The sequence below is a fragment of the Ensifer sp. M14 genome, from assembly GCF_003355565.1.
Taxonomy (GTDB): domain Bacteria; phylum Pseudomonadota; class Alphaproteobacteria; order Rhizobiales; family Rhizobiaceae; genus Ensifer.
Genome location: NZ_QJNR01000018.1, coordinates 455,772 through 480,470, shown reverse-complemented (window position 1 = coordinate 480,470; position 24,699 = coordinate 455,772). Strand labels below are relative to the sequence as shown.

28 protein-coding genes are annotated in these 24,699 nt (G+C 58.1%); 22 read left to right on the top strand and 6 right to left on the bottom strand.

The window, feature by feature from the left end; translation table 11 throughout:
- Positions 1–44: 44 nt before the first annotated feature.
- Positions 45–944, bottom strand: coding sequence for an ABC transporter permease (locus BLJAPNOD_RS34760; protein WP_115423145.1), 900 nt, complete (start codon positions 942–944; stop codon positions 45–47).
- Entirely contained in the window at positions 941–2,053 is a 1,113-nt protein-coding gene (locus BLJAPNOD_RS34755) for an ABC transporter ATP-binding protein (RefSeq protein ID WP_077499061.1), read from the bottom strand. The genes BLJAPNOD_RS34760 and BLJAPNOD_RS34755 overlap by 4 nt, the downstream gene beginning before the upstream one ends.
- Before the next feature lie 280 nt (positions 2,054–2,333).
- Here BLJAPNOD_RS34755 and BLJAPNOD_RS34750 point away from each other — a divergent pair, with 280 nt between their 5' ends.
- From BLJAPNOD_RS34750 to BLJAPNOD_RS36325, 6 genes are all read left to right on the top strand, one after another.
- The gene (locus BLJAPNOD_RS34750) at positions 2,334–3,032 is read left to right on the top strand and encodes a GntR family transcriptional regulator (protein WP_115423143.1); all 699 of its coding nucleotides are present in this window, start codon (positions 2,334–2,336) and stop codon (positions 3,030–3,032) included.
- Positions 3,033–3,134: 102 nt separating this feature from the next.
- Positions 3,135–4,490, top strand: a complete 1,356-nt coding sequence (locus BLJAPNOD_RS34745) for an aspartate aminotransferase family protein (RefSeq protein ID WP_115423142.1) — start codon at positions 3,135–3,137, stop codon at positions 4,488–4,490.
- Positions 4,490–6,199 (top strand): acetolactate synthase catalytic subunit, encoded by a 1,710-nt coding sequence (locus BLJAPNOD_RS34740; protein WP_115423140.1) that lies wholly within the window; start codon positions 4,490–4,492, stop codon positions 6,197–6,199. The genes BLJAPNOD_RS34745 and BLJAPNOD_RS34740 overlap by 1 nt, the downstream gene beginning before the upstream one ends.
- Entirely contained in the window at positions 6,196–6,966 is a 771-nt protein-coding gene (locus BLJAPNOD_RS34735) for an SDR family oxidoreductase (RefSeq protein WP_115423138.1), read from the top strand. The genes BLJAPNOD_RS34740 and BLJAPNOD_RS34735 overlap by 4 nt, the downstream gene beginning before the upstream one ends.
- A gap of 38 nt (positions 6,967–7,004) precedes the next feature.
- Positions 7,005–7,700, top strand: a complete 696-nt coding sequence (locus tag BLJAPNOD_RS34730) for a response regulator transcription factor (protein ID WP_077499051.1) — start codon at positions 7,005–7,007, stop codon at positions 7,698–7,700.
- Between the two features lie 268 nt (positions 7,701–7,968).
- On the top strand, positions 7,969–8,286 hold the full coding sequence (locus tag BLJAPNOD_RS36325; RefSeq protein ID WP_077499049.1) for a hypothetical protein: 318 nt from the start codon (positions 7,969–7,971) through the stop codon (positions 8,284–8,286).
- Between the two features lie 247 nt (positions 8,287–8,533).
- Here BLJAPNOD_RS36325 and BLJAPNOD_RS34715 read toward each other — a convergent pair whose 3' ends face one another.
- Positions 8,534–8,722: a hypothetical protein gene (locus BLJAPNOD_RS34715; RefSeq protein WP_077499047.1), complete on the bottom strand. Its 189-nt coding sequence runs from the start codon at positions 8,720–8,722 to the stop codon at positions 8,534–8,536.
- A 222-nt stretch (positions 8,723–8,944) separates the two neighbouring features.
- Between BLJAPNOD_RS34715 and BLJAPNOD_RS35530 the strand changes: the two genes are divergently transcribed.
- Positions 8,945–9,292, top strand: a complete 348-nt coding sequence (locus tag BLJAPNOD_RS35530; protein ID WP_158556221.1) for a hypothetical protein — start codon at positions 8,945–8,947, stop codon at positions 9,290–9,292.
- Positions 9,293–9,504: 212 nt separating this feature from the next.
- Here the strand turns inward: BLJAPNOD_RS35530 and BLJAPNOD_RS34705 are convergent, their stop codons facing one another.
- The gene (locus BLJAPNOD_RS34705; protein WP_115423135.1) at positions 9,505–9,738 is read right to left on the bottom strand and encodes a hypothetical protein; all 234 of its coding nucleotides are present in this window, start codon (positions 9,736–9,738) and stop codon (positions 9,505–9,507) included.
- A gap of 588 nt (positions 9,739–10,326) precedes the next feature.
- On the opposite strand from BLJAPNOD_RS34705, the gene BLJAPNOD_RS34700 reads away from it, so the two are divergent.
- From BLJAPNOD_RS34700 to BLJAPNOD_RS34690, 3 genes are all read left to right on the top strand, one after another.
- Positions 10,327–11,037 carry a response regulator transcription factor gene (locus BLJAPNOD_RS34700; protein ID WP_115423134.1) on the top strand — a complete coding sequence of 237 codons (711 nt, stop codon included), beginning with the start codon at positions 10,327–10,329 and terminating at the stop codon, positions 11,035–11,037.
- A gap of 186 nt (positions 11,038–11,223) precedes the next feature.
- The gene (locus tag BLJAPNOD_RS34695) at positions 11,224–12,501 is read left to right on the top strand and encodes an aminotransferase class I/II-fold pyridoxal phosphate-dependent enzyme (protein ID WP_115423132.1); all 1,278 of its coding nucleotides are present in this window, start codon (positions 11,224–11,226) and stop codon (positions 12,499–12,501) included.
- A complete protein-coding gene (locus BLJAPNOD_RS34690) occupies positions 12,488–12,883 on the top strand; it encodes a hypothetical protein (protein ID WP_115423130.1) in 396 nt (131 codons plus the stop codon). Before BLJAPNOD_RS34695 ends, BLJAPNOD_RS34690 begins: the two co-directional genes overlap by 14 nt.
- An 11-nt stretch (positions 12,884–12,894) precedes the next feature.
- On the opposite strand, the gene BLJAPNOD_RS34685 is transcribed toward BLJAPNOD_RS34690, so the two are convergent.
- Together BLJAPNOD_RS34685 and BLJAPNOD_RS35780 are read right to left on the bottom strand one after the other, a co-directional pair.
- Positions 12,895–13,191 carry a MarR family transcriptional regulator gene (locus BLJAPNOD_RS34685; RefSeq protein WP_327795905.1) on the bottom strand — a complete coding sequence of 99 codons (297 nt, stop codon included), beginning with the start codon at positions 13,189–13,191 and terminating at the stop codon, positions 12,895–12,897.
- A gap of 515 nt (positions 13,192–13,706) precedes the next feature.
- Positions 13,707–13,934 carry a hypothetical protein gene (locus tag BLJAPNOD_RS35780; protein WP_199566104.1) on the bottom strand — a complete coding sequence of 76 codons (228 nt, stop codon included), beginning with the start codon at positions 13,932–13,934 and terminating at the stop codon, positions 13,707–13,709.
- On the opposite strand from BLJAPNOD_RS35780, the gene BLJAPNOD_RS34675 reads away from it, so the two are divergent.
- The 12 genes from BLJAPNOD_RS34675 to BLJAPNOD_RS34615 all read left to right on the top strand — a co-directional run bounded on the left by BLJAPNOD_RS34675 (position 13,912) and on the right by BLJAPNOD_RS34615 (position 24,663).
- Positions 13,912–14,529, top strand: a complete 618-nt coding sequence (locus BLJAPNOD_RS34675) for a type IV secretion system protein VirB1 (RefSeq protein WP_343215845.1) — start codon at positions 13,912–13,914, stop codon at positions 14,527–14,529. The two genes, BLJAPNOD_RS35780 and BLJAPNOD_RS34675, sit on opposite strands and share 23 nt — an antisense overlap.
- Entirely contained in the window at positions 14,526–14,822 is a 297-nt protein-coding gene (locus BLJAPNOD_RS34670; RefSeq protein ID WP_115423125.1) for a TrbC/VirB2 family protein, read from the top strand. The genes BLJAPNOD_RS34675 and BLJAPNOD_RS34670 overlap by 4 nt, the downstream gene beginning before the upstream one ends.
- Positions 14,819–15,166 carry a type IV secretion system protein VirB3 gene (locus tag BLJAPNOD_RS34665; protein ID WP_077499027.1) on the top strand — a complete coding sequence of 116 codons (348 nt, stop codon included), beginning with the start codon at positions 14,819–14,821 and terminating at the stop codon, positions 15,164–15,166. The genes BLJAPNOD_RS34670 and BLJAPNOD_RS34665 overlap by 4 nt, the downstream gene beginning before the upstream one ends.
- Positions 15,159–17,525 carry a VirB4 family type IV secretion system protein gene (locus tag BLJAPNOD_RS34660; RefSeq protein WP_115423124.1) on the top strand — a complete coding sequence of 789 codons (2,367 nt, stop codon included), beginning with the start codon at positions 15,159–15,161 and terminating at the stop codon, positions 17,523–17,525. The genes BLJAPNOD_RS34665 and BLJAPNOD_RS34660 overlap by 8 nt, the downstream gene beginning before the upstream one ends.
- On the top strand, positions 17,522–18,217 hold the full coding sequence (gene virB5 / locus BLJAPNOD_RS34655; RefSeq protein ID WP_115423122.1) for a P-type DNA transfer protein VirB5: 696 nt from the start codon (positions 17,522–17,524) through the stop codon (positions 18,215–18,217). The genes BLJAPNOD_RS34660 and virB5 overlap by 4 nt, the downstream gene beginning before the upstream one ends.
- Before the next feature lie 72 nt (positions 18,218–18,289).
- On the top strand, positions 18,290–19,210 hold the full coding sequence (locus tag BLJAPNOD_RS34650) for a type IV secretion system protein (protein ID WP_115423121.1): 921 nt from the start codon (positions 18,290–18,292) through the stop codon (positions 19,208–19,210).
- 326 nt (positions 19,211–19,536) lie between these two features.
- Positions 19,537–20,208, top strand: a complete 672-nt coding sequence (locus BLJAPNOD_RS34640) for a virB8 family protein (protein ID WP_077499019.1) — start codon at positions 19,537–19,539, stop codon at positions 20,206–20,208.
- A gap of 29 nt (positions 20,209–20,237) precedes the next feature.
- Positions 20,238–21,098 (top strand): P-type conjugative transfer protein VirB9, encoded by an 861-nt coding sequence (virB9, locus tag BLJAPNOD_RS34635; RefSeq protein ID WP_115423119.1) that lies wholly within the window; start codon positions 20,238–20,240, stop codon positions 21,096–21,098.
- Positions 21,095–22,267: a type IV secretion system protein VirB10 gene (gene virB10, locus BLJAPNOD_RS34630; protein ID WP_115423117.1), complete on the top strand. Its 1,173-nt coding sequence runs from the start codon at positions 21,095–21,097 to the stop codon at positions 22,265–22,267. The genes virB9 and virB10 overlap by 4 nt, the downstream gene beginning before the upstream one ends.
- Before the next feature lie 10 nt (positions 22,268–22,277).
- Positions 22,278–23,273 (top strand): P-type DNA transfer ATPase VirB11, encoded by a 996-nt coding sequence (gene virB11, locus BLJAPNOD_RS34625; RefSeq protein WP_115423116.1) that lies wholly within the window; start codon positions 22,278–22,280, stop codon positions 23,271–23,273.
- Positions 23,274–23,619: 346 nt separating this feature from the next.
- On the top strand, positions 23,620–23,829 hold the full coding sequence (locus BLJAPNOD_RS34620) for a dodecin (RefSeq protein ID WP_077499011.1): 210 nt from the start codon (positions 23,620–23,622) through the stop codon (positions 23,827–23,829).
- A 510-nt stretch (positions 23,830–24,339) separates the two neighbouring features.
- Positions 24,340–24,663, top strand: coding sequence for a DUF736 family protein (locus tag BLJAPNOD_RS34615; protein WP_115423114.1), 324 nt, complete (start codon positions 24,340–24,342; stop codon positions 24,661–24,663).
- The last annotated feature ends 36 nt before the right edge of the window (positions 24,664–24,699 follow it).

Here is a 24,699-nt window from a genome sequence, read left to right as displayed (position 1 = left end):
AGTGGCCGCGGATCAGCGGCAGCCGATTGGGTAGAGGTGCGAGATCAGTGGACACTGTGCAATCCCTTGCTGAGCGAGAGTGTCTTTCGAAACAGGAAAACGAAGATCAGCGTCACGGTCAAAAGCACCGTCGACAGCGCTGCGGCAAACGGCCAGTCGAGCAGCACAGTCGTCTGCTGTCCGATCAGGGTCGCCATCAGCATCGATCCAGGGCCGCCAACCAACGCCGGTGTTATGTAAAAGCCCAGAGCTAGGACGAAGCACAGAATGCTGCCGGCAAAGACACCCGGCAGGCTCAGGGGCAAGGTGACGCTGATGAACGCGCGAAACGCGCCAGCTCCCAAATTCCGCGCAGCCCTGTTATAGTCGGGCGGCAAGGTCTGCAGGGTTGAATAGATCGGCAGGATCATGAACGGCATCAACACATGCGTCATTGCGACGATCACCGCACCCTGCGTGTAGATCAGCTTCAACGGCCCGTCGGTGATGCCGGCATCGGCTAGAAGCGTATTGACGATACCGTTGCGCTGGAGAAGCACCACCCAGGCATAGGATCTGACCAGAACCGAGGTCCACAAGGGTATGAAGACGCAGGCCGCAACCACCATGGCGATGCCATGTCTCAACCGTGCCATCAGATAGGCGACGGGAAAGCCGAGAAGAAGGCTAGCAATCGTCACAATGAAGGCAACCTTGACCGTACTCGCCAACACGCCGAGATAGAGCGGCTCGGCAACAAGACGCCGATATTGCTCAAGGCTTCCGCCCTCAAAACTCAAGCCAACAAGCCGGGTGACGGGATAGACGAACCCGATGGCCAGAGCCACGACGAGGGGCGCCGCCAAGCACACCGAAACGCCACGCGAATAAAACCGCGCGGATGCCGCAGTCGACCGTCGCTGGCGGGGAAAAGCCGGCTGCGGAACTTCGCAAGGCCCGCTCATGCCGCGTGCCTTTCCGTGTTCGCAAACAAGTGGATGGCGCCATCATCAAGTAGGAGGTCAACCGCATCCCGCTCCTGAAACGGCAGCCCTCCTTCGGCCGGTAACTGTATCTGCAACAAAACGTCCGGGCGGCTTTCCAGCCGAACCACGAGAATATGGACCGAGCCGACGAAGACGCAGGCCTGAACGACCGCCGCAAGGCAACCCGAACCACCTTCACCGCGCCTGGCAACGCGGACCCGCTCTGGGCGTATCGCGAGCTTTATGGTTTGTCCGGCCTTTGGGGTTGCCGGCAGACCTTGCGCGCGAATGGAGAGAACTGTGTCGTCTGAAAGACGCACCACGGCCGTGCCACCTGCGTTCTCGATGCAATTGCCTTCTATGAAGTTCATACGCCCGATGAAATCGGCGACAAATGCGGAATTCGGATGCCGGTAGAGTTCCGTCGGCGTGCCGAACTGCTTCAACTCGCCGCCGGCCATGACGGCGACGCGGTCCGACATGGTCAATGCCTCATCCTGATCATGCGTTACATAGACAACCGTCGCGCCGAGCCGCTCTTGCAGGCTCTTGATCTCGAACTGCATCGCCTCGCGCAGCTTCTTGTCCAGCGCACCAAGTGGCTCATCCATCAACAGAACAGGCGGCTCGAATGCCAGCGCCCGCGCCAGGGCAACGCGCTGTTGTTGGCCGCCGGACAATTGCTGGGGGTAGCGCTCGCCAAAGCTTGATAGCTGCACGAGCTCGAGCATCTCCTCGACCCGCGTCGTCATCCGCGTCTTGTTTGATTGCCTTTGCATGCGCAACGGGAAAGCAATGTTCTGTCGAACCGTCAGATGCGGAAACAAAGCGTACTTTTGGAACACCATGCCGATGCCACGACGGTTGGGAGCAACATGCGTGACATCGCGCCCCCCAATGACGATCTTGCCGGCGCTCGGTCCTTCAAATCCCGCGATCATGTTTAAAGCCGTCGTCTTGCCGGAACCGGAAGGACCGACAAGCGAAACAAACTCACCCGCCCCGATCTCAAGTGACAGGCTCGTGACCGCCCTGACACTGCCGAAATGCTTCTCAAGCCCAACAAGAGACAAATATTGACCAATCAACTCTGACTTCCTTTCAACTGTTCCGGCGACGATCTACGGCGTCGAACCTCATAGAAGGCCGCGAGGCGGCCAGGTACGGATAGGTCCATCGAGCGACCCTCTGGCGCCGTCGGGACAAGCAATGCTGATGAAGAATCCGCGCCAAGCTGGCAGGCGGCACCCGTGACGTTAATCAAGAAAGCTGCTAGGGATTGTTGATGCGACAAAACCTTTGCGAAACTTTCACATTTCAATTTTGTTGCATCAAAATATTGCATTGTCAACTGAATGAGGAGGCTGAATGGCGGCCCATGTGAAAGAACTGACCAATCCTGATCGTTCGGCAGAGAACCTTGGTGATGCCGCATATCGCCAGATGAAGGAGCGCATCATCCGTGGCGTATACCGTCCGGGCCATAAGTTGACGGTGAGGGCTGTTGCGCAGGAACTGGATGTGAGTACCACTCCTGCGCGTGATGCGATCAATCGATTGGCCAGCGAAGCTGCGCTCGTCTATGCCGGCCCGAAGACGGTCGTCGTGCCTGTCCTTGACGCAGGCGCCCTCAAGGAGATCACGCTTATTCGCTTGGCGCTCGAGGGCTTGGCAGCGCAACAGGCTGGCGAGCATGTTGCCGACGATGATGTCGAGGCTCTTAGATTGCTGCAAAAGCAGATTAATTCAGCGCTCGACGTCGGGCGATATGCGGACGCTCTTTGGCATAACAAGGAGTTCCATTTTGCGATCTATCGCCTGTCAAAATTGCCGCATCTTGTCTTGATGATCGAAACACTTTGGCTGCGCATCGGCCCTTCCTTGCATAACCTCTATCCTGAGTTCGCAAAGGAGCGCTTTGGTGTTCACAACCATGAGGTTGCTATGGAGGCGCTGCAGGAGCGGGACGGCGCCAGCGTCAGGGCGGCGATTGAGAATGATATTCGCGACGGTTATCGGCGTCTGAAGCGGGCTTGTCGTGAGAAGGCGGCCCTTCCTGCATCCTAGATAATTTGTTGTATGGATCTGATGGTTGATATTTTTGTTGCAACAAAAATGTAAAGCTCGTACAGACAGCGAGCCGAACGTGTTGCTCAGAAAGACCAAGCCATGCCAGTTCAAGAAAGTCATGCCGCACAGGCTTTGCCTGCGCGGACTAAATCCTCGCGTCTGTACCGCCGCGCAATGCCGGTCTTCCCCGGCGGTGTGACCCGCGCAACGGTCGAGAAAGACCCCATTCCATTTTACGTCGCGTATGGAGAAGGCGCCTATCTGGTTGATGTCGACGGAAATCGTCTGCTCGATCTCAACAACAATTTCACGACGCTCATCCACGGGCACGGTTTCGAACCGGTTTGCCGGGCCGTCAGCGATCTCATGCGGACGGGCACGTGTTTTGCCAATCCGACACAACACGAGATCAGGCTTGCTGAGCTACTGGTCGACCGTATCCCTGCCATGCAGCAGGTGCGCTTCGTTAACAGCGGCACCGAAGCGGTGATGTTTGCGATCAAGGCCGCTCGCGCATTTACAGGTCGACCCGGCATTGTCAGAATCGAGGGGGCCTATCACGGCGCCTATGACTGGGCGGAGGCGGGACAAGCCGTGGCCTCGAACCCAGACGACCGGGCAGCGACACCAAGGGCCCTGCCTGCCTATCGTGGCACGCCTGAAAGTGTCGCCGATGACGTCCATCTCATTCGTTTCAACGATGTCGAAGGACTGGAGCGACGCCTATACGCCTTGCGCGACCGTGTCGCTTGCGTGTTGATCGATCCGATGCCGAGCCGCGCCGGTCTTGTTCATCCCACGACGGCCTTCATCGAGGCGCTCACTTCGGCCGCCCGCAAGAACGGCATCCTCATCATTGCCGATGAGGTGCTCAATCTGAGGCAGAGCTACTCAGGCGCGTCACCGCGTTATGGTTTGACGCCCGATCTGGTCACCGCAGGCAAAATTATCGGCGGTGGCTTTCCGATCGGGGCAATCGGCGGGCGCGAGGAGATCATGCGGGTCTTCGGTACCGAAGACGCAAGGCCGCTTTTGCCGCAGGGAGGTACGTTTTCCGCCAACCCCGTCTCAATGGTCGCCGGTCGCGTCGCGATGGAGGCAATGACACGGGAAAACTTCGATCATTTGGAAGCGCTCGGAGAGCGGCTGCGCAGCGGTCTTCTGAGCAGCCTCAACCGGACCGGTGCACCATTCTCTGTCACCGGGGCTGCTTCGCTGTTTCGCATACATCCCAAACGTCATGCGCCAACCGAGTTTCGAGAAGCGTTGTTGAGTGATGCGGAGGGCCGCGTGATGAAGGGACTGGCACGGCATTTCCTTCAACACGGCATCCTCCTTCCCCATGGCGCCGCAGCCTGCCTATCGACACCCATGACCAACAGCGACATCGACCGCGTTCTTACTGCCTTTGATGATTTCCTCGATGTTCACGCCGCCAACGAGAGGGCGCAATAATGACCGATACCGCAACTGAAACTGTCGCCGAGCGCATTGCCCGTATCCTTTGCCGCCACAAGGTCGAATTCATCTTCGCCCAAAGCCTTCCCTCGGCGGTCATTCTCGCGGCGGAGGCGGCCGGCATCAGACAGATTGCCTATCGGCAGGAAAATATGGGTGGGACGATGGCCGACGGATATGCCCGCATATCAGGCAAAGTCGCCGTCGTTGCCGCACAGAACGGTCCTGCCGCGACGCTTCTTGTCCCACCACTTGCGGAAGCCTTGAAGGCCAGCGTTCCGATCGTTGCGCTCGTTCAAGATGTTGAACGCGATCAAACGGACAGAAATGCATTCCAGGATCTCGACCAAATCGAACTCTTCCAATCCTGCGCCAAATGGGTCCGACGCGTTCAAGTTCCAAGCCGAATTGACGACTATATGGATGCTGCCTTCACCGTCGCTGCGTCTGGCCGTCCGGGGCCTGCGGTCCTGCTCCTGCCCGCCGATCTGTTGCGTGCTGAAGCCGCCCCAACTGCCAGCCCAAGATCGAAATGCCTTGGTCACTGGCCACTTGATCGCACGCGCCCACCGGAGGATGCGCTTAATGAGGTGGCGCGCCTGATTGCATCGGCGAAGGCGCCTATCATCGTTGCAGGTGGCGGCGTGCATGGGGCGGGCGCCTCGGAAGAATTGACAGCCTTGCAGCACGAAGCAAGCCTGCCCGTGATCACAACCAATATGGGCAAGGGGGTTGTCGACGAGTTTCATCCCCTGTCTGCCGGTGTCCTTGGGTCATTAACCGGCCCACGCTCGCTCGGGCGCCATTCTCTGCCACTGATTGAGGAGGCGGACCTGGTGATCCTGGTCGGTACGCGAACCAATCAGAACGGAACAGACAATTGGCGGCAGATTCCAAATTCCGCGACTGTCGTGCATATCGATGTCGACCCGATTGAGATCGGCCGGAATTATGAGGCTATCCGTCTCGTTGGTGACGCGGCCGAGACGATTTCGGCCCTTCGTACGGCCCTTGGTCGCGTCGACCTTGCCCGTCGCCATCGCGAACGTGCGCGATTGGAAGAACGCATAGCGGCGATCTGGTCCGCCTTTGAACGTGATCGCCGGGACGTTGCGACCGCGGCCTCCAGGCCCATCCGACCAGAGCGAGTAATGGCTGAACTTCAGTCCATTTTGACCCCTGATATGACGATCGTCGCTGACGCTTCCTATTCCTCGATGTGGGTTGTCGGGCAGTTGCGTGCTCCGGGCGCCATGCGCTTTATCACGCCGCGCGGTCTCGCAGGCCTTGGTTGGGGTATGCCGCTCGCAATGGGAGCCAAGGTTGCCCGGCCGCAAAATCCAGTCATTGCCCTCGTTGGTGATGGCGGCTTCGCCCATAGTTGGGCCGAGCTTGAAACGATCGTGCGCATGCAGCTTCCGGTGATCACGATCCTATTGAATAACGGCATCCTTGGCTTTCAACGGGATGCGGAGACCGTCAAGTTCGGTCGCTACACGACGGCCTGCCACTTCGCCGACGTCGACCATGTGCAGATCGCAAGAGCTTGTGGTTGCCCTGCGGCCCGCGTTGAGGATCCCGGTGATCTGACCGATCTGCTTGAACGCAGCATCCGGGCGCCGACGCCCATGCTGATTGAGGTCATGACGGACCCGGAAGCACATCCTCCTCTTTCTCTCTTTGCCAACATGGATGCGGCAGCATGACAAACGCCGCTAGGATCGCCGTGGTCACTGGCGGCACGGCAGGTATTGGGCTGGCGACAGCCCGATATCTTCTCCAACGCGGGTACAGAGTTGCGATCTTCGGTCAAAACGAAGGCCATATGGAGAACGCCAAAGATTGCCTTGCCGGCGAATTCGGTCCTGATCGCATCTTTGCGCGCACGGTCGATCTGGGGCAGCCAGCTCAAATCACCACATTCTTTCGTGAGCTCGAGCAAGGCTGGGGAAATGTTGCTGTTCTCGTTTGCAACGCCGGCGTCTCGCCAAAAGGCGCCGACGGTCCGACGCCTTTCAGCGAGGTGTCGCTCGACGAGTGGAACTTTGTTCTCTCAGTCAATCTGACCGGTGCGATGCTTTGCTGCCAGGCGGTGCTGCCAGGCATGGTGCGTCACGGCTTCGGACGTATCGTCTTCATCGGCTCGGTTGCCGGGCGAACACTTCCGCGCATCGCCGGCAGTGCATATGTTGCCTCTAAAGCAGCGATTGCCGGTCTCGCGCGTTCCCTCGTCTGGCCCTATGCCGCCCACGGCATCACAGTCAACGTCGTTGCCCCGGGTAGGATCGCTACAGCCATGGCGGGTGCGAGCGGCAACCAAATCAACCGAGCGGCTATCACCCGTATTCCCGCCGGCCGAATGGGCGACCCCCACGAAGTCGCTGCGGTCGTCGGTTTTCTCGCCGGCGACGAAGCCGCCTTCGTCAACGGGGCAATCTTGGACGTCAATGGCGGGGAGTTCGCGCCAGCGTGAGCCTGTAGTCGGGAATTTCTTGCGCAATGGAGCGAGTGATGAACGGACGAATCCTTATCCATACAGAAGATGCGGAGCTTTACCTTCTCCTTAAGCACATCCTCACGCTTGAAGGTTTCGAGGCTGGAAACACCAGCCGTTCGAGCGAGCTTCTGGGCCGTGTCCATCAAGCCCCACCGCTGGCAGTCATAATCGACTGCTCTGGTCCAGACATGGATTCATCTGCGGTCTGTGCGCAAATCAAGGCCGCCACAACGCCCCAGACAAAGATAGTGTCTCTCGAGCAGACGGCCGACGGCAACCGCGGTCGCTCGCTTGCCCCGTCCACGGTGGACTGCAGGCTGCGTCGCCCGTTCAATCCGCAGCGGCTGCTTGCATTTCTGCGCGGTTTGCGTGCCGATGCGGCGGCGCCAGCCGGCACGAAATCGGCAGCGATATTGCGCTACGCCGATATCGAAATGAACCTCAATCGGCTTCGCGTCGAGCGCAATGGTCACCCGGTTCTTCTGTCAGCTCTCCAGTTTCGGCTGATGCAGTGCCTGATGCGGGCGCCCGACGTTGTCCACACCCGCGATGATCTCATCTCGGCTGCTTGGCCGCCCGAAGCAGAGGTCGAACCACGAACCGTTGATATCCACATTGGACATATAAGGCGCGCGATGAAGCGCGAGGGGGCTGACGTCATTCGAACCGTTCGCTCGGTAGGCTACGCGCTCTATCTGCCATCCCGTTGACCGTGGGATGTTGGAGTGCTGTGCCGATCGTGCCCATTGTGGGGCTCCGGCAGGCGAATCCGGGCGTGCTTTCGGGGCGCGGCTCGACGTGGGTCTGAAGAGCCGTCGTCATTTAGTGACGATGAACACAGCCGCGTGGTCTACCAGTGCCAAATCGCTCGAGGCCGCAATCGCGCAGCCTCTCCCCATGCGATGGTACATGCGCTCCCGTTCATCGGCGGTTCAGCCTGATTGGCTCAAAGTGATAGCTGGTTAGGAGGAGTTTGCGATGAAAAAGCTCTTGTCCACCCTCGCGGCAATTGGCTTGGCCGCGTCTTTCGCAATTCCGGTAAGCGCGGCTCCGATTTTCGTGCCAAGGCCCGAACAGGTGCAGACCAACACAACCATTGAACAGGTCAACCATTGGCGTCACCGTCATTGGCGGGCGGATCGTCGATGGGACCGCCGCTGGGATAGACGTCATGCTTGGCGGTCCTGCGGCTACTATGGCAGGTGCTACCCCCGCCATTACGGATACTACGGAGGTTACCGTGACCATTACCGCTACCATCGTCGGTCGGGCGTCACGATTTACTTCAATTTCTAGACGGTGGTGCCAGCAGTGCCGCCGTTCCCCAAAGGACCGGATACGGACGTTGCAAATCGTCAGGAAAGCGACGTGACTTTAACTCTGCCGCAATTGGTATGGATCCTTTTTGCAGGAGGATGCCGCGATGTCAGAGGAATGGCCGATGTTCATACTGCAGTGTGTTATTGTGATCGGCCTCGTGGGTGCCCTGTTCATCAGGGCAGACTAGCGCTGCGCCAATAGCCATTCTTGCTTCGCAACCTGCTCAGGTCCGCCACTTGGGCGTGCGCTGTGCGTTGTGGAGCAGCTCGCGGGCAGTGGCGAAATGACCAAATAGGTACCGCAGTCGCTTCTCTTCCTCGTAGCAGAGGCGATGTCGTTTGCAGAAGTCGGTCACTGACCAGACCTTGGTCGCTGCTTCCCCGACAAGTTTCTCGCTTTCTACGCGCTCCATCTTTGCCTCCCTACGATCTACATCGGATCATCTTACTAAAACCTAATGTAGCGGGGAATAAACTAAGACATAGCCACTTTGAGCTATTTCAGATTGATAGCGCGTCTTTTGTCGTCCCTTCGGCAAATGTGTGGCCGCTCTCCTGTTTGCAGGATCAAGCGGCCGCCGTCGTGTTATTGCGCCGGTGCTGTCGTCGATGGCTGCGTCGTTGAAGGCTGGGTCGTGGATGGCTGCGTCGAGGGGGTCGTTGTCGAAGGCTCGGTCGTCGACGGCGTCGCTGTGGACGGCTGCGTCGTCGTAGACGGAGTTGTGGACGGTTCCGTCGTCGTTGCCGGCGGGGTTGCCGTTTCTGTTGTCGTATCATTCGTGCCTGGCTTCAAGAGCATCACCGCCAAGATAATGATCACAGCTGCAACAACGAGGCCAATTGCTGTATTCCGGTTCATTCTCGCTCCTCCTGTGTATTGTTCAACTTTAAAATATGGAGCGTGGCGCGTTGTTTTCAATTCAAAGGGAGCCGTTGTGCTGGCAGTCGGATGCCTGACAGTACTTTCCACCCGCATCACCTGAACAACGCGGCATTCTAAAAGCATCAAGGGCAAGCGGACTGCAGGTCTCGCAGTTACGTCGGTATGTAAACGAGTATTTTGTTCTTCTCATTTGCGGTCGGAAGCGGCATTGGAGGGCCATACTGATTTGGATGAGAACCGCGGCCCTCCCTCTGCATCAACATCGTTCGACGCGGCGTTCCTGCATGCGCGCCAGTTTGCTTTGCGCTCGCACTAAGTCGCCTGTCGATCTTTCAGCGTTGAAAAAACGCCAAACCAGAATTTGTAGTCATCGCCACGCTCTTCAGTCCAGGCGTCCAGCGCGCAATAGGCAGTGGCCGTCGCGGCCTGCGGACCATAAAGACCGATCGCGGCGGTTACCGCTTCCTCGGTTGTGAAGTTATTCCAGATACTATCCCTGCCGGACGTATGGTGGATGCCGGACGAATTAACGAGAATTTTGGACAAGCTCAACCTCCCTGCTGTCCGGCAGGTGAAGATGATGTTGCCGGACGTTGGAACTCAATCCGTGAGCCACAGAAGCCGCTGAGCGGTTCTTATCGTGTCGTCCCTGGCAATCCTGTTCGACAGCGAACGCTTGTCCTCGTCTGCAATCGATGACCTCAGGATAGGGGGTAAGGTCAGGTCTTGGCAACACCTTTTAGGTGCATATGGGAGCAGGGACTTCGCGCCACACGCGCCGTCGACGGGAGATCCCTCGTGACGCGAGGGATCAAGCTTGGGCGCAATAAGAGATTTCTGTCTATCGCTGCAGACGGTCATCGGTACGCTGGCCCGACATAAAGCCGCCTCGTGCTTGGCCAGTCAGAAGACCTGCAAGCGAATTCGAAGGTTTCCAGCGACTTCATATTTTGTTGCATCACGTGGTGTGGATGGATTGAGTTTCGTAAGAAATAAGTTCGATAAATACCGATTTCATAATAAAAAATAGGGGGTAAAACGTGGTGGCCGACATGATAGAAAGTTATTTTGTGATATCATAAATGTGGAGGCGAAGATGGAAAGTCAGCAAAAAACGGTCGCTGAGGCCGCGCGATGAAGCCTCTGATCCTTATCTGCCCGCGCAATGTCGACATCTATCTCCTCCTCACGCACATCCTGAACGTTGATGGCTTCCGCACAGCGCTGACGAGTGAAGAGGAGGTTGGCGAAAAAGCGGCGGCCTTGATGCCTGATGCGATTATCCTGGACACAGGTGCTGATGCGGCATCGACCTTAAAGGCATGCGCGACGATCAGGTCCGACGAGATCACCGCCGCAATCCCAACGATCGCGCTGGTCGCTGCGAGCGACGAGCGGTACTATCTTGATCTGTTAAAGGCCGGAGTGGATGAGAATTTCGTTCGCCCAGTGTTACCAAGTAGGCTATTGAATTATCTACACTCTCTTTCAAATCTGAAAGCCGGCCTGCCGCCCGAAAAACCCTCCATGCCGGATACATTGGCGGTGGGAGAACTAACCATTCAGCTGGGCCGCCGCCTGGTTATGTATGAGGGCCGGGAGCTCCAGCTCGGACCAATCGAGTTCAAGTTGTTGAGCCGACTTCTCCAGGCGCCTGGAAACGTCTTCTCACGCCAGCAGCTGATCGATATCGCGTGGCCGGCAGACCACTATGTTCATTCACGCACCGTCGATGTGCACATCGGCCACCTGCGCCGTTCGCTGCGGCGTCTAACCGGCCACAATCTCATTCGCACTGTCAGGGCGTCAGGTTATGCGGTCGAACTCGGGCAGGCTCGGCGTTGATGGTTGCTTTCAAACATGAAATTCATTATGAATGTATAATATAGTGTCGTGTGTTCCTGTGTAGGTGTATTTATCGCAATCTATTTATTTATTCGCAAATGTTTTGGAAATATTTATGCAATGCTTCGTTGAGTAGGGCGAGCGCACAGGCCACTCTCCAGTCAATTCTTGTTCTGGAGATACGAAATGTCCACAAACGCTCAAATCAGGCCAAATGGCGCAAGCAAGAGCTCCAGTCGGAATACCGACGGACTCATTCGGCACTCGCAGAGCCACTTCGACGCTGCACATTTCCACGGGCTCATGGCGCTCTATGCGCGTCCCGCCACCGGTCGAGCGGTCGTTTTGCCATATGACAGCGAGAGGCGGGTCGTCGATTTCGTTCGGTGCTCCTATCTGGGGCTGGACAACCACCCCAAGATTATTGATGGGGCCATCGAGGCGCTGATTAGCTACGGTGCATTGCATTGGTCTTGCGCAAGAACGCGCCTCAATTTTGCGATCATCGGCGAACTCGAAGCGGCGCTTGGTGAATTGTTCGGCGCGCGGGTGATTGCTTTCAGCACGGTGTTGGCCGCGAACATGAGTGCGCTGCCTTTGATCGCCTCTGGTCACCTGACTGGCGGCGTCAAGCCCGTGATGGTTTTCGACCGCCTCGCGCACGCAACACTTGCCTATCACAAGGGAACGTTAGCGGGCGAAACGCAGGTCGAAACGATTGGGCACAACGACGTCGAGGCGCTCGAGGCGCTCTGCAGGAAATATCCGGCGGTCGCCTACATTTGCGACGGCGTCTATTCCATGGGAGGCTCTATCGATCTCGCCCCCCTAAAGCGCCTGCAGGAACAATACGGCCTGTTTCTCTACATCGACGACGCCCACGGCATCTCGATCTTCGGAGACAATGGCGAAGGCTATGCCCGATCGCAATTTGGTGACGCGCTCGGCGAACGCACGATCATAGCAGCATCCCTGGGCAAGGGCTTTGGCGCCTCGGGTGGCTTCCTCATGCTCGGTACTGCCCATCAGGAGCAGCTCTTTCGCAGGTTCGCCATTGCCCACGCATTTTCAGCATCCTTGAATGTGGCGGCGATCGGGGCTGCCTGCGCCTCCCAAGCACTCCATCGCACTGCGGAACTAAAAGCTCTGCAGCTTGAGTTGCAGTCGCGAATTGCGCTCTTCGACTGCCTCGTTCCTACGGCGCAAAGAGGCTCGTCATTGCCGATAAGGACCGTCGAGATTGGAGACGAACTGAGAGCAATCGCGGCGGCGCGAACCTTGTTGGACAGGGGCTTTTACACCTCGGCCATCTTCTTTCCGACGGTTGCGAGAGGACGCGCGGGATTGCGGATATGTCCGACGGCTGGGCATAGCGAGGGCGACATCAAGGCAATCGGTGCAGCGATCGCCGCGGTGCTGGACGAGTTGGGGCAGGCGGAGGTCGATTCAAATGGCGACGTCTGACGCAAAGTTCGCTCTGCCAACCGCTGCCAGCGAGTTGTGCATTGAAGTTCCTGGGGCGGCCTACGTTGTCAGGCGCCTGGCCGAATGCCCCGCGCTGGGGGATGCGATCCAGAAGGAAGATGGCGATCTCGTCAAATTCATTGCCGGAGGACGCGTCACAATGCGCACCCACGGCAAACGATTGTCTCTCATCGTTGAAGCAAGCGGTGTCCTCATGCGAACTGCGATCGAAGACATTCTGGCCGTGGAGCTGAGCAACATCCACCCGGCACTCCCAACCATGCTTTTGTGGCACGCCGCCAGGTACAACGGCCGTCAGTCGCCGTGGGATCCAGGGCAAAGCCGAGCATCTGGTTTAACTGATGGAGGGCGTTCACTGTGACGAATTTCCGTTCATTCCCCACGGGCCACGCTCGCCGCCTTCAGGCTTGCAAAAAGCGCATCCGATATCTCAAATTCGCGGGCTTTGCCTCGTCCGAGGGCGTTCTTGGACCATCTCTCCGTCAAAAGGCCGCGGCCAACCAGCTGATCGATCGGTTCCGCCGCACCGCCCCGGGTCAATCCTGTCTTTTCCGTGATGTTCGTAAGCGTCAGCGGAATGTTTGCCAGGTGCAAGGTGTAAAGCAGGCTCAACATTCCCAGCTGCTTCAGGCGAGCCTGTGGGGTCTCCCCTTCGACCGGATTGTCCATAATCTCGCTCATAGCGAGGGTCGAAAACGTTATGCTCTGCACGCGCGTATCGAATGAGGTCGAGACGGGTTTACCTGTCATTTTTGCCAGCACTGAAACAATTGGAAAGGCGCCCCTTAGGGGGTCGTCTGCCGACTAGGCGAGGTTTTCGTATGTTTTTGAGCATCCCTAAGATCGTCCTAACCGGCTCTTTGTCGATGGCAATATATTCTGTATGCGAGACCAAGTCCTATGCGGATAATTGGGCCTGTGAAGTTCTTCTTTGCCTGTCAAACCCAGGCGGTCCCACCGAGTTTGCCGAATGCCGTCCCCCAATCCATAGACTTTGGAAACATTTGGCAAAAGGGCGGTCCTTTCCTGTTTGCAACGGCGTCGGTTTTCGTGCGTCCCGTCCGGGTTATGAGCCCCACTATTGCGATGCGGGATACCGGTTGCTCCAGCGGACGAACGATCGTGGCCGAGAGGTGACGTGTATATCACTACGGCCGATTCCCGTTCGCGGTCAAAGCTGCAAATCACTGAGCACCTGCACGATATTTCAGCTGAAGCCGCCACATCTGCGCGAACGGCCGCGCTTCGTCGACGTGACGATTGATGGGCGTATGTCCCAGCGCGTGTGGTTTTGAACCGATGCCGGCCCCGTTTGTCGAATTGGCTGAGACCTGCGCACCGGCGATGCCGAGCGAACTCCTGGCGGCTATAGCCAGCCTTGAAAGCGGAATGGCGCCCTTGTCGATCCGCATCAACAGCGATTACCCGCCCGGCGCTCGCCCAGGCAATGTGCGTGAGGCGACGCAGGCTGCCACCGCGCTCATCGCCAAGGGGCAGAGTGTTGATCTCGGGCTTGGCGGCATAAGCCCGTTTGACCTTGCCACCATGGGAATGAGCATCGCCGATGCTTTTGACCCTTGCCAAAACCTCAAGGCCACAGCTCGACTGCTGTCGCAGTACCGGGCTGCGGCGATCCGCGCCGGCCATGAAGGTGAAATGCTCGATACCGTCATGCTGCGCAGCTACTTCGGTCGAGGTGATGCAAGCGCCGGCGAGATGGTCGGGTATGACCGGCTGGTTCAAAAGGAGAAGGAGCGGCTCAAGCGGCACTTGGCCGAACTCTCCCTGAATGATGCCAGCGAGCAAGATCTGTCCTCTTATGAACCAAGAGAGCGCGACAGCACGGCTGCGAGCCCCCGTGAAGACTTCCCCTTCGATCGGGACGCAGAAGCACAGCCGCCGCGGGAATGGCCCATAGCCGCGGCCGGACAGGCCTGGGATGTGTTTGCTTCGAAGGGGGCCTCTTCGGTCCTGGTTTTTGGAAGAAAAAATGGGAGTTTGAAATGACGTCGCGTGCTCATCTCAAGACGACCGCTGCGTCAGTAATGGTCGCGGCAACTTTGGTTCTGGCTACGATTGAGCCGGCCTTTGCGCAAGCAGCCGGCATTGAGAATGTGCTTCAGAACATTGTCGACATGCTGACTGGCAACATCGCGCGATTGCTCGCAGTCATTGCCATTATTGTCATCTGCATCTCCTGGATGTTCGGGTACATGGACCTGCGCAAGGCAGGGTTCTGGATCATCGGTATCGGCGGCATCTTCGGTGCCACCGAACTGGTCAACACAATTGTTGGATGACGCCCGTGCCAGGATCGATTGTGATTGAAGAAGACACGCTGTTCCTCGCTTGCACACGCCCCATCATGGTTGCCGGCGTGACGATGGAGGCCATGGCGATCAACATGATGCTGACGACGACCTTGTTCATCCTCGCCGGCTCGATTGTTTATGCCGCCGTTGGCGCGATTTTCCATCTCCTTTTCAAGGCACTGGTCAAACACGACCACAATATGTTCAGGGTCATGCTTGCTTGGGTCGAGACCCGAGGCAGGGCTCGCAACGTCTGCCTTTGGGGTGGTTCGACTGTCACACCATTGCGCCTTCATCGCCATTACGACGGGAGGGACCTCAACCTTGCCTAGACTTGCCAAGTCCAAAGCCCGCGAGTTGCAACCGGAAACCTTCATCCCCTATGTTCGACACGTCGACGAAACCATCATTGGCCTTGATTCCAGAGCAATGATGACGGTCATTGCGCTTGAAGGCATAGCTTTCGAGACCGCCGATCCCCTCGATATCAATGCTCTGCACCGTGATCTTAACACGCTCTACCGTAACATCGCTGACGAGAGACTGGCGCTGTGGACACACATCATCCGCCGACGCGACAACAATTACCCGCCGGGGACCTATGAGAATGCCTTCTCCGACCGCCTCAATCGCAAATACTGCGACCGGATGGTTGACGAGGATCTCTTCCGCAACGATCTCTACCTGACGCTGATATGGCATCCGGCCCGTGATACTGCCAGCCAGATCGCATCGCTGCTCACTCGGCTCGGGAGGGCACGCGCCAGAGGATTCGAGCTTGATCAACAGTCCCTGAAACGGCTGGTTGATGCCACACTCGACGTCACCGCCGGCCTGGCGCGGTTCACACCACGTGTTCTGTCAATTTATGAGCGCGACGGCATTCTCTTTTCCGAGCCGAGTGAGGTGCTCCATCAACTCATTGGCGGCAGGCGTGAGCCGATCCCGCTTACGCAAGGGCGCATCGCGTCAGCCATCTACTCGGACCGGGTCATCGTCGGCCGGGAAACTATCGAGATCCGCCACGAGGCAGCAAACCGTTTTGCCGGCATGTTCGGGTTCAAGGAGTATCCGGCCCGCACCCGCACTGGCATGCTCGATGGTTTGCTGACGGCGCCATTTGAACTTGTTCTCAGCCAATCCTTCGGGTTTTTCTCCAAAGCCGACGCCAAAGTCATCATGGGGCGCAAGCAGAACCAGATGGTCAGCGCCGGCGATAAGGCAGGCTCACAGCTGGAAGAGCTTGTTGATGCTCTCGACGACCTGGAATCGAACCGCTTTGTCCTCGGTGAACATCATCTGACGCTCGCGGTCTATGCAGCATCCATAAAGGAACTCGCGGATAACCTCGCGAAATCGCGCTCGCATCTCACCAATGGTGGGGCGGTCGTTGCCCGCGAGGATCTCGGGCTTGAGGCGGCGTGGTGGGCTCAGCTACCGGGTAATTTCCGCCATCGAGCCCGATCCGGAGCGATCACGTCCAAGAATTTCGCGGCTCTTTCGCCGTTTCACTCCTATCCGGTGGGCAAGAAGCAGGGTAACGAATGGGGACCGGCCGTCGCTATGTTGAAGACCGCTTCGGGCTCGCCGTTCTATTTCAACTTCCACCATGGCGATCTTGGCAACACCTTCGTGTGCGGTCCGACGGGATCGGGTAAAACCGTCATCGTCAATTTCATGCTGTCGCAATTGCAAAAGCATGATCCGCACATTGTCTTCTTCGACAAGGATCGCGGGGCTGACCTTTTCGTGCGCGCAGTAGGTGGGACTTACCTGCCGCTGAAAAACGGTATCCCTAGCGGATGCGCGCCGCTCAAAGGTCTTGAACTCACGCCGCAGAACAAGGTTTTTCTGTCGCAGTGGATCGCAAAACTCGTCGTCTCGAACTCCCGTGCACTCTCGGTCAGCGATACCCGCGATATTGCTGGCGCGATAGACGGATTGGCCGACCTGTCACCCCATGAGAGGACCATTGGGGCATTACGGGCTTTCCTCGACAACACCGACCCCGAAGGCATCGCAGCAAGACTGCGTCGCTGGGAGCGGGGAGGGCCACTTGGCTGGCTGTTCGACAACGATGTCGACGACGTCGGGATAGGTGCAAAATTTCTCGGTTACGACATGACTGATTTTCTCGACAATGAGGAAATTCGCACGCCGTTGATGGCCTACTTGTTTTATCGGGTCGAGCAGTTGATCGATGGTCGGCGGATCATCATCGTGATCGACGAATTCTGGAAGGCCTTGGCTGACGAGGCTTTTCGAGATTTAGCCCAAAACAAGCTCAAGACAATCCGCAAGCAGAACGGATTGATGCTCTTTGCCACGCAAAGCCCGCGCGACGCGATCAATTCTCCGATTGCTCACACAATCATCGAGCAATGCCCGACACAGGTATTCATGCCGAATGCGCGCGGGAGCTATGCCGACTATGTCGATGGGTTCAAACTCACGGAACGCGAGTTTGAACTGATATCGCGCTCGCTCTCCAACGAGAGCAGACGCTTTATCGTCAAGCAAGGCCATAACAGCGTGGTCGCAGAACTCAATCTTGCAGGCTTCGACGACGAGCTCGCGGTCTTGTCCGGCCGCACCGCAAATGTCGAGCTCGCAGATCGCATCAGAGCGCAGGTAGGAGACGAACCTGCCGCCTGGCTCCCGTTATTCCAGCAAATGAGGAGTACGAGATGACGTCGAGGAAGACTATCGCGATGGTTGCGGCGGCCGTGTCCCTCTACGCGTTGGCGGCATCTGCTCAAGGCGTCCCGGTCATTGATAATAGTGCGATTGCCAAGCACATTGAGAGCATCGCCCAGTTGGCCAAACAGCTTGAGACGATGAAGGCGCAGCTGGATCAGGCGCAGCAGCTTTACGGCTCGTTGAACAAGCTGACTGACATGGCCGATATCGCAAATGTCTTGAACGACCCGGCGATCCGAAAGGCGCTTCCCCAAAACTTCTCCGCCATTGAAAGCTTGCTAAAGGGCGCAAGTGCTGGTGCTTACGGCGATTCCGCCACCAAATTCCTGAACGACAACAGCTTCTACCAGACCAATGCAAACGACTTCTACGCATCTGAGCTTGCGCGCACACAGACCCGTAACGCCGGTCAGATGAGCCTCGGTCAGCACATCTATGACGCCGCGACGAAGCGCATCGGCGGCATTGATCAGCTGCGTGAACGGATTGCGCAGGCTGGCAATGCCAAGGACATCGCTGACCTCCAGGCAAGGCTGTTGGCCGAGACTGCCTTCCTGGAGACCGACGCGCTGCGCATGCAGGCGCTTAGGATGATCCAGGAAGCGCAGCTCCAGGTTGATCAGCAACGCCAGGCCGAGGACTGGCGCAAACGGCTGGACACGATGGGAGCCGCGCTCAAATGAAAAGGCAGATACGCATCATTGCCAGAGACCGGCGCGCGCGGATCAACAAGGGGCTTGGAGGGTAGGGGGCGGATGTATCAGGTCTTTGCTTTCCTCGACAATCAGTTCGAGGCTCCTCTGGAGAGTTTCATTTCTTCCGGAACATCCAATATCAGTTCATGGGTGGCAGGGCCTTTGACCGTCGCTCTGGTGCTTTATGTCGTCCTCTACGGCTATCTGGTTCTGAAAGGCTCTATCGACGCGCCCGTCTTGGAGTTTGCATACCGCGCGATCAAACTCGCAATCCTGGTGATGCTCGTGCGCAATGCTTCGGACTATAGAACCTATGTCACAGACGTGTTTTTCACCGGCCTGCCCCGGGAAATCTCTACGGCACTGAATACCGGCACCGTGCCAAGCGCATCGACATTCGACGCGCTGCTCGACAAGGGCCAGGCATCTGCCAACGAAATCTGGTCACGAGGCTCCTGGCCGCTTGATGTCGCGACGGCGTTCGCCGGCTTGTTGATGATCGTCACCACCTTCGTGGTCGCTGCCATAGGCTACATTGTCTCCCTCTACGCACGCGTCGCACTCGCAATCATCCTGGCGCTCGGTCCCATCTTCATTGCATTGGCCCTGTTTCAGAGCACGCGGCGCTTCACCGAAGCCTGGATTGGCCAGTTGGTCAATTTCGTCATTCTGCAAATCCTGGTCGTCGCGGTCGGCTCGTTGTTGATTACGACCCTCGATACCTCGTTCACCGCGGTCGAAGCCTATGGCGACGTATTGATGCGACCGATAGCGATCGGAGCGATCGGGATCGCAAGCCTCTATGTCTTTTATCAGCTCCCGGGGGTTGCAGCCTCCCTTGCAGCCGGCGGTGCATCGCTGACTTATGGATACTCGGCGGCACGCGACGCCCATGAGAGCACGCTCACGTCGGCCGCCGCCGCCGTTCTGCGAACCTTCCGCGCCGGCGTGCGACGCTTGCCAACCGGCAACACATCGTGACCGGGCCAAAGCGTTATCAGCAAGACACCTCAATCCTGCCGAGACACTTCAGACAAGGAAGAACAAAAGATGGTGGTCGACACGCTGCGAACAATCTCCGTGCTTCTCACATTGGCTTTGGCCAGCGGCTGCAACACACTGTCATCTGCTCTCCCGAAATGCGACGGATACGCCAAACGGCCACTCAACCGTTCAATGTGGCAATGGCAGGACGGCATGCGGGGAGGGACAGGACCACTCGGTTACTCCTTTGAAGATCGGGGTCACCCTGCCTTCGAGCATTATGACGAACGGTCCTCCCATCGAAAATGCGCGGGGCTGCGTCAATGATCACCCCGGATGGTCTCAAGGCGTATTTCGACAAGGCGCGCCGTTTCGATCAGGATCGATTGATAAGCCTTGAGCGTTCGGCCCGAATTGCATGGTCGATCGCCATTGCCGCTGGCGGCATTGCCGGTATCGCGATTTTTTCAGTGGCCGCACTCACGCCCTTGAAGACGGTCGAGCCATTCGTCGTGCGGGTCGACAATTCGACCGGGATTGTCGACGTGGTATCAGCCCTGACGTCGAAGGCCGGAAGTTACGATGAGGCCGTGACCAAGTACTTTGCCGCTCGATATGTCAGGGCGCGCGAAGGTTATGTGTGGTCGGAGGCCAAAGAGAGCTTCGACACGGTCTCCCTCTTGTCGGCGCAGTCGGAGCAGATGCGCTTCGCCACGTTCTACCGCGGCAGCAATCCAAACTCTCCGCAAAATGTTTACGGCCGCGGTTCGACGGCTAAAATCACGATCAAGTCAATCTCGATGATCAATGCAAACGTCGTGTCGGTGCGTTATCTCATGACCGTTACCCGTGGCGACGATGTGCGCACCACCCACTGGGTAGCGTCCATCACTTACTCCTATATCAACGCTGCAGTCTCCTCGACCAATCGGCTGGTCAACCCGCTTGGATTCGTCGTTAGCGAGTACCGAGCAGACCCGGAGGCAATCAATTGAAGACTGTTTTATTTTTTGCATCTGCCGCCATGGTCTTCGCCACGGCCGCGTTGCCTCCCGCGCGAGCGCTGGATATTCCTCGTGGCGCCGGGCAAGACAGTCGTGTCCGCTTTGTCAATTACCAACCCTACGACATCACCCGCATCGTCGGCACGTTGCGTTCCTCGGTGCAGGTTGAGTTCTCGGCCGACGAGGAAATTGCGCATGTGGCGCTGGGCAATTCGGTGGCATGGGAGGTCGCGCCGGCCGGCAACATTCTGTTCCTAAAACCCCGCGAGAACCAGCCGATCACAAACATCTCCGTCGTCACGGCAAGAAGAGACGGTTCCAAGCGCAGCTATCAGATGGAGCTCACAGTGCGAGATGGCTCTGTTGCTTCCGGCGAGAACACCTATTTTTATGTAAAATACCGATATCCTGGCGATGAGGCGGTGCGCAGACGCCTGGAAGCGCAGGCTCGCGACCGTGCTGCCAAAACCGGCGCTGCAAATACCGTTCTGGCGATCCACGAGCAGTATGGTCCGCGCAACTGGCGATACTCGGTGCAAGGAGCTGCGGCGCTCGAACCGGACGCGGTCTACGATAACGGCAAGGTCACGACGTTTTCTTTCGCCACCGTTCAGGAGATGCCGGCGATCTACCTGGAGAACTCTGACGGAACCGAAAGTCTCGTCGCGAAATCGGTCTCCGGCCAACTCGTGCTGGTTCATGCGGTTAGCCGAAAGTTTATCCTGCGTCGTGGCGAAGAGGTGCTTTGCGTCTTCAACGAAGCCGACAACCTCGGCAGCGCCAACCCAGATACACATACCACATCTCCATCGGTGGAGCGGATCGTCAGGACTTCCGCCGAATTGCCGCCCAAATTGCCGGCGCAAGGCGCTCGGCAATGACTGAAGACCCTCAACTGACGATACCGGGAGAACGCGCGCATGCTCAGTTCGCGCAAAAGATCGAGGGCAATCCGGCCTTAAGGCGCAGCGCCGTAGTCGCAGCCGTGCTCGCCTTCATCGGCTTCGGGCTCTGGTCGATGCGTTTGGATACCAGCGACACGAATGCCGGGCGTGAGGAGCGGCTGGTTATTCGCCAAACGGCAGACTTCGAGCCAGTTAGGGAGGAACCAAAGAAGGCTGAGCCATTGCTCGAAGTCAAGTTGCCGACCCCATCGATCGATGAGCCGCCGCGGGAGCCAGAAAAGGACGAGCTCCTGGAATCCGCCCAGCGGTCACCAGTCATGGCCTTCAGTGTGCGACAAGGGATGGATCAGCGCCCCCAGGATCAGCATTCACCATCGGATCCGTCATCGGCCTACCTGCCCTTTAATGGCCCGTTTGACGGTGAGGTCAGCGAGAACGAACATCAGCGATTCGAGCGATTACTAAAGCCCGCACGGCTCGAAGGCGCCCGTGCCGGACATCTTGGCAACCGCAACTATATCGTCGCGTTGGGCACCTCGATCCCTTGCATACTCGAGACGGCGCTCTCGTCCAGCCAACCGGGCTTCGCCAGCTGTGTGATCAATCGCGACGTTCTCTCCGATAACGGCCGTGTGGTGCTAATGGAGAAGGGCACACAGGTTGTAGGCGAATACCGCGGTGGCCTCCGTCGCGGCCAAAAACGGCTCTTCGTTCTTTGGAGCCGGGCGAAAACACCGACTGGCGTTATCATCACCTTAGCATCGCCCGCAACCGATGCGCTCGGACGAGCAGGGTTTGACGGCGATGTCGATACCCATTGGTGGGAGCGTTTTGGAAGCGCGCTCTTGCTATCCGTCGTCGGGGACGCCACCGGTTGGGCAGCAAGCCGATTGCAGGAAAGGGACGTCGAAGCTGAGGCGACGACGAGCGCCGGCAGTCAAGCGGCAGCGATCGCCGTGGAGCAGTCCATCAATATTCCACCGACACTGACCAAACGTCAGGGCGAGCGCGTGTCGATCTTCGTTTCGCGTGATCTCGACTTTTCCGGGGTCTACGATTTGCGAGTGACCGATCCTGGTAATCGGGTTCTCGATCATGCGGTCTTCGGGGATGTCCGCACATACGACCGCGTGATAGCGAAATGAGAGTGGGCGCGTGACGGGATCGCCCGATGCGTCTGTCGTCCGCCAGCTCCTGTCGCCGATCGCCGGGTTGTTGCAAAACCCTGCTCTCTATGAAGTCGTCATCAACCGGCCCGGCGAAGTTCTGGCCGAGGGGCCGGATGGCTGGTCGCGCCATGAGATTGCGGAACTGACGTTCGACAGGCTGATGCGCCTCGCGCGCACTGTTGCCAGCCATTCACATCAGGCGATCGACGAGGCGAGGCCAATCCTTTCGGCAACCCTTCCCGACGATGCGCGCGTCCAGGTCGTTATCCCGCCGGCAACGGCAAAAGGCACGGTAAGCTTCACCATTCGCAAGCCCTCGTCGGTGTCGCAGTCGTTAAGCGACCTCGATGCCGCCGGGCTTTTTGCCGTTACCGCTGCGGCGGATGATCGTCCGAACCGCCAGGACAGGAAGCTGATCGAGCTTTATCAGACGGGGAACTATGCGACATTCTTGAAGCAGGCGGTGCTCGCCCGGAAGAACATCATAATTTCCGGGGCAACCGGATCGGGCAAAACCACGCTCTCGAAGGCGCTGATCCAGCACATCCCGATGACAGAACGCATCATCACGATCGAAGATACGGCCGAGCTGGTCATCCCACAACCCAACCACGTTCGGTTGTTCTATTCGAAAGGGGAGCAGGGCCTTGCGAAGATCGGCCCCAAGGAACTGCTCGAGGCGAGCCTGCGAATGCGTCCCGATCGTGTCCTGCTACAGGAACTGCGCGACGGCACGGCTTTTTATTACATCCGAAATATCAACTCTGGCCATCCTGGGTCCATCACCACAGTGCACGCGGACTCGCCGGCTCTCGCGTTTGAACAGCTGACCCTCCTCGTGAAGGAATCGGACGGCGGGCAAGAGCTCGTACGCGACGATATCCGCAGCCTCCTGACGATGTTGGTCGATGTGGTCGTCCAGTGCAAACGGGTCGAGGGGACGTTCCGCGTGACGGAGATATGGTTCAGTCGCTCAGTATAGATCCTTCTGCGACAGCAGCCAGGTGGAACGGTCTTTGCTCATATCTCCAAGCCCCATCATCACCAGGCCTTACGTCCAATCCCTTTAAGCTGCACGGCGCCGCGCACGCCTGGTCAACGGGGGGCGATTGATTTCTTGTCCGGGCGGCGGCCTTCGCCTCACACATTGTTTGACAACAATTGGGTATTGCCGGATCGTTGGTGTTTAGCGGTGAATTTCCACGCGGGCAGTCGCCTGACGCAGCATGTTCGGCGTGAGGGTACGCGTTTGATTGGGCAATCCCGTCGGGCGGGCTCGCGGAGCCCTTTGAAGCCGAACTTGGTCTAACTTAACTTGGGAGGACAACGTGAGCGACCATGTCTATAAAAAGGTGGAACTGATCGGTAGTTCGAAAGTCTCGGTGACCGAGGCGATCGAGACCGCGATTATGCGGGCGTCGAAAACCATGAGAAATCTGGAATGGTTCGAGGTGGATCAGATCCGGGGACAGATCAAGGATGGCGCGGTGGCGCACTATCAGGTGGTTGTGAAGGTCGGATTTCGGATTGACGATTGACACGCTCGGCAAATTGCCTCGTCCGACACACGAAGCTGTCTCTGCTTGTCGATCAGCAATTCGTGGGGCCACGGACGCCAGCGACCACATGCGGCGAGCAATACCTCACGGTCAAGCTGGAAGTGCCTCATCGGCGTGAGCGTCTCCGACACGTGGCGCTTGGCGGATCCTGCGAACCTCGGCCGGCTGTCTCTGCTGATGACGAAGCGCGCGGCTGCCTCCCGACCATGCATGATCTGCGGCTGTAATGCTTTGAAATTCCCACCTCATCCGACCTGCGCTGCCGGTTCTTGCCCGCCGGCGTCGATCACGGCACGGACCACGCGTCTCCCTGATCGCTCGCGTCGGAAACCATTCCCGTTTTCGATGTCGCCTTTCTAAGGGGCCGGCCGCATCCCGCGTCAACCCGCAAGGGGTTTCCCTCCGCTTCGCTGCGGTGACACTTGCGGCTCTGCCCCTTCTTCGGGCGCCATCGGGAATGGTTCCCGAGCAACCGAAGGAGACAGCATCATGGCAACCACGATCGCAACCCTCAGCGAAAAGTCCGACGGCACCCTCGAAGGTCTCTTCGCCACCATCAAAGTCAACGCGCCAATCGCTCTCATTCCGAATGCCCAAAAGGCAAGCGAAGGCGCCCCCGACTATCGCATCATCCACCGCCGCACTGGCTTCGAGATCGGGGCCGGCTGGTACCGGAACTCGCAGCGCACCGGCGAGGAATACCTCTCGGTCAAGCTTGAAGCCCCTGAGATCGGCGTGATCTTCGGTAATGTCGCACCTGCACCTGGCGGCGAGACGAACCGCAAGGTCATCCTCTGGAATGATCCAGCCTGAGCGTCGCACGCCGGCCCCGCGGTGATCGCGGGGCCG

What these genes read in the sequence shown, in the direction of transcription:
- BLJAPNOD_RS34745 (WP_115423142.1), top strand. Translation starts at nt 3,135, where the DNA reads ATGCCAGTTCAAGAAAGTCATGCCGCACAGGCTTTGCCTGCGCGGACT.
- BLJAPNOD_RS34730 (WP_077499051.1), top strand. Translation starts at nt 7,005, where the DNA reads ATGAACGGACGAATCCTTATCCATACAGAAGATGCGGAGCTTTACCTT.
- BLJAPNOD_RS34740 (WP_115423140.1), top strand. Translation starts at nt 4,490, where the DNA reads ATGACCGATACCGCAACTGAAACTGTCGCCGAGCGCATTGCCCGTATC.
- BLJAPNOD_RS34715 (WP_077499047.1), bottom strand. Translation starts at nt 8,722, where the DNA reads ATGGAGCGCGTAGAAAGCGAGAAACTTGTCGGGGAAGCAGCGACCAAG.
- BLJAPNOD_RS35780 (WP_199566104.1), bottom strand. Translation starts at nt 13,934, where the DNA reads ATGCGGATCGACAAGGGCGCCATTCCGCTTTCAAGGCTGGCTATAGCC.
- BLJAPNOD_RS34690 (WP_115423130.1), top strand. Translation starts at nt 12,488, where the DNA reads ATGGCGACGTCTGACGCAAAGTTCGCTCTGCCAACCGCTGCCAGCGAG.
- BLJAPNOD_RS34675 (WP_343215845.1), top strand. Translation starts at nt 13,912, where the DNA reads ATGGCGCCCTTGTCGATCCGCATCAACAGCGATTACCCGCCCGGCGCT.
- virB9 (WP_115423119.1), top strand. Translation starts at nt 20,238, where the DNA reads ATGGTCTTCGCCACGGCCGCGTTGCCTCCCGCGCGAGCGCTGGATATT.
- BLJAPNOD_RS34640 (WP_077499019.1), top strand. Translation starts at nt 19,537, where the DNA reads ATGATCACCCCGGATGGTCTCAAGGCGTATTTCGACAAGGCGCGCCGT.
- BLJAPNOD_RS34670 (WP_115423125.1), top strand. Translation starts at nt 14,526, where the DNA reads ATGACGTCGCGTGCTCATCTCAAGACGACCGCTGCGTCAGTAATGGTC.
- virB10 (WP_115423117.1), top strand. Translation starts at nt 21,095, where the DNA reads ATGACTGAAGACCCTCAACTGACGATACCGGGAGAACGCGCGCATGCT.
- BLJAPNOD_RS34665 (WP_077499027.1), top strand. Translation starts at nt 14,819, where the DNA reads ATGACGCCCGTGCCAGGATCGATTGTGATTGAAGAAGACACGCTGTTC.
- virB5 (WP_115423122.1), top strand. Translation starts at nt 17,522, where the DNA reads ATGACGTCGAGGAAGACTATCGCGATGGTTGCGGCGGCCGTGTCCCTC.
- BLJAPNOD_RS34735 (WP_115423138.1), top strand. Translation starts at nt 6,196, where the DNA reads ATGACAAACGCCGCTAGGATCGCCGTGGTCACTGGCGGCACGGCAGGT.
- BLJAPNOD_RS34685 (WP_327795905.1), bottom strand. Translation starts at nt 13,191, where the DNA reads ATGGACAATCCGGTCGAAGGGGAGACCCCACAGGCTCGCCTGAAGCAG.
- BLJAPNOD_RS34700 (WP_115423134.1), top strand. Translation starts at nt 10,327, where the DNA reads ATGAAGCCTCTGATCCTTATCTGCCCGCGCAATGTCGACATCTATCTC.
- BLJAPNOD_RS34615 (WP_115423114.1), top strand. Translation starts at nt 24,340, where the DNA reads ATGGCAACCACGATCGCAACCCTCAGCGAAAAGTCCGACGGCACCCTC.
- BLJAPNOD_RS36325 (WP_077499049.1), top strand. Translation starts at nt 7,969, where the DNA reads ATGAAAAAGCTCTTGTCCACCCTCGCGGCAATTGGCTTGGCCGCGTCT.
- BLJAPNOD_RS34760 (WP_115423145.1), bottom strand. Translation starts at nt 944, where the DNA reads ATGAGCGGGCCTTGCGAAGTTCCGCAGCCGGCTTTTCCCCGCCAGCGA.
- BLJAPNOD_RS34695 (WP_115423132.1), top strand. Translation starts at nt 11,224, where the DNA reads ATGTCCACAAACGCTCAAATCAGGCCAAATGGCGCAAGCAAGAGCTCC.
- BLJAPNOD_RS34650 (WP_115423121.1), top strand. Translation starts at nt 18,290, where the DNA reads ATGTATCAGGTCTTTGCTTTCCTCGACAATCAGTTCGAGGCTCCTCTG.
- BLJAPNOD_RS34750 (WP_115423143.1), top strand. Translation starts at nt 2,334, where the DNA reads ATGGCGGCCCATGTGAAAGAACTGACCAATCCTGATCGTTCGGCAGAG.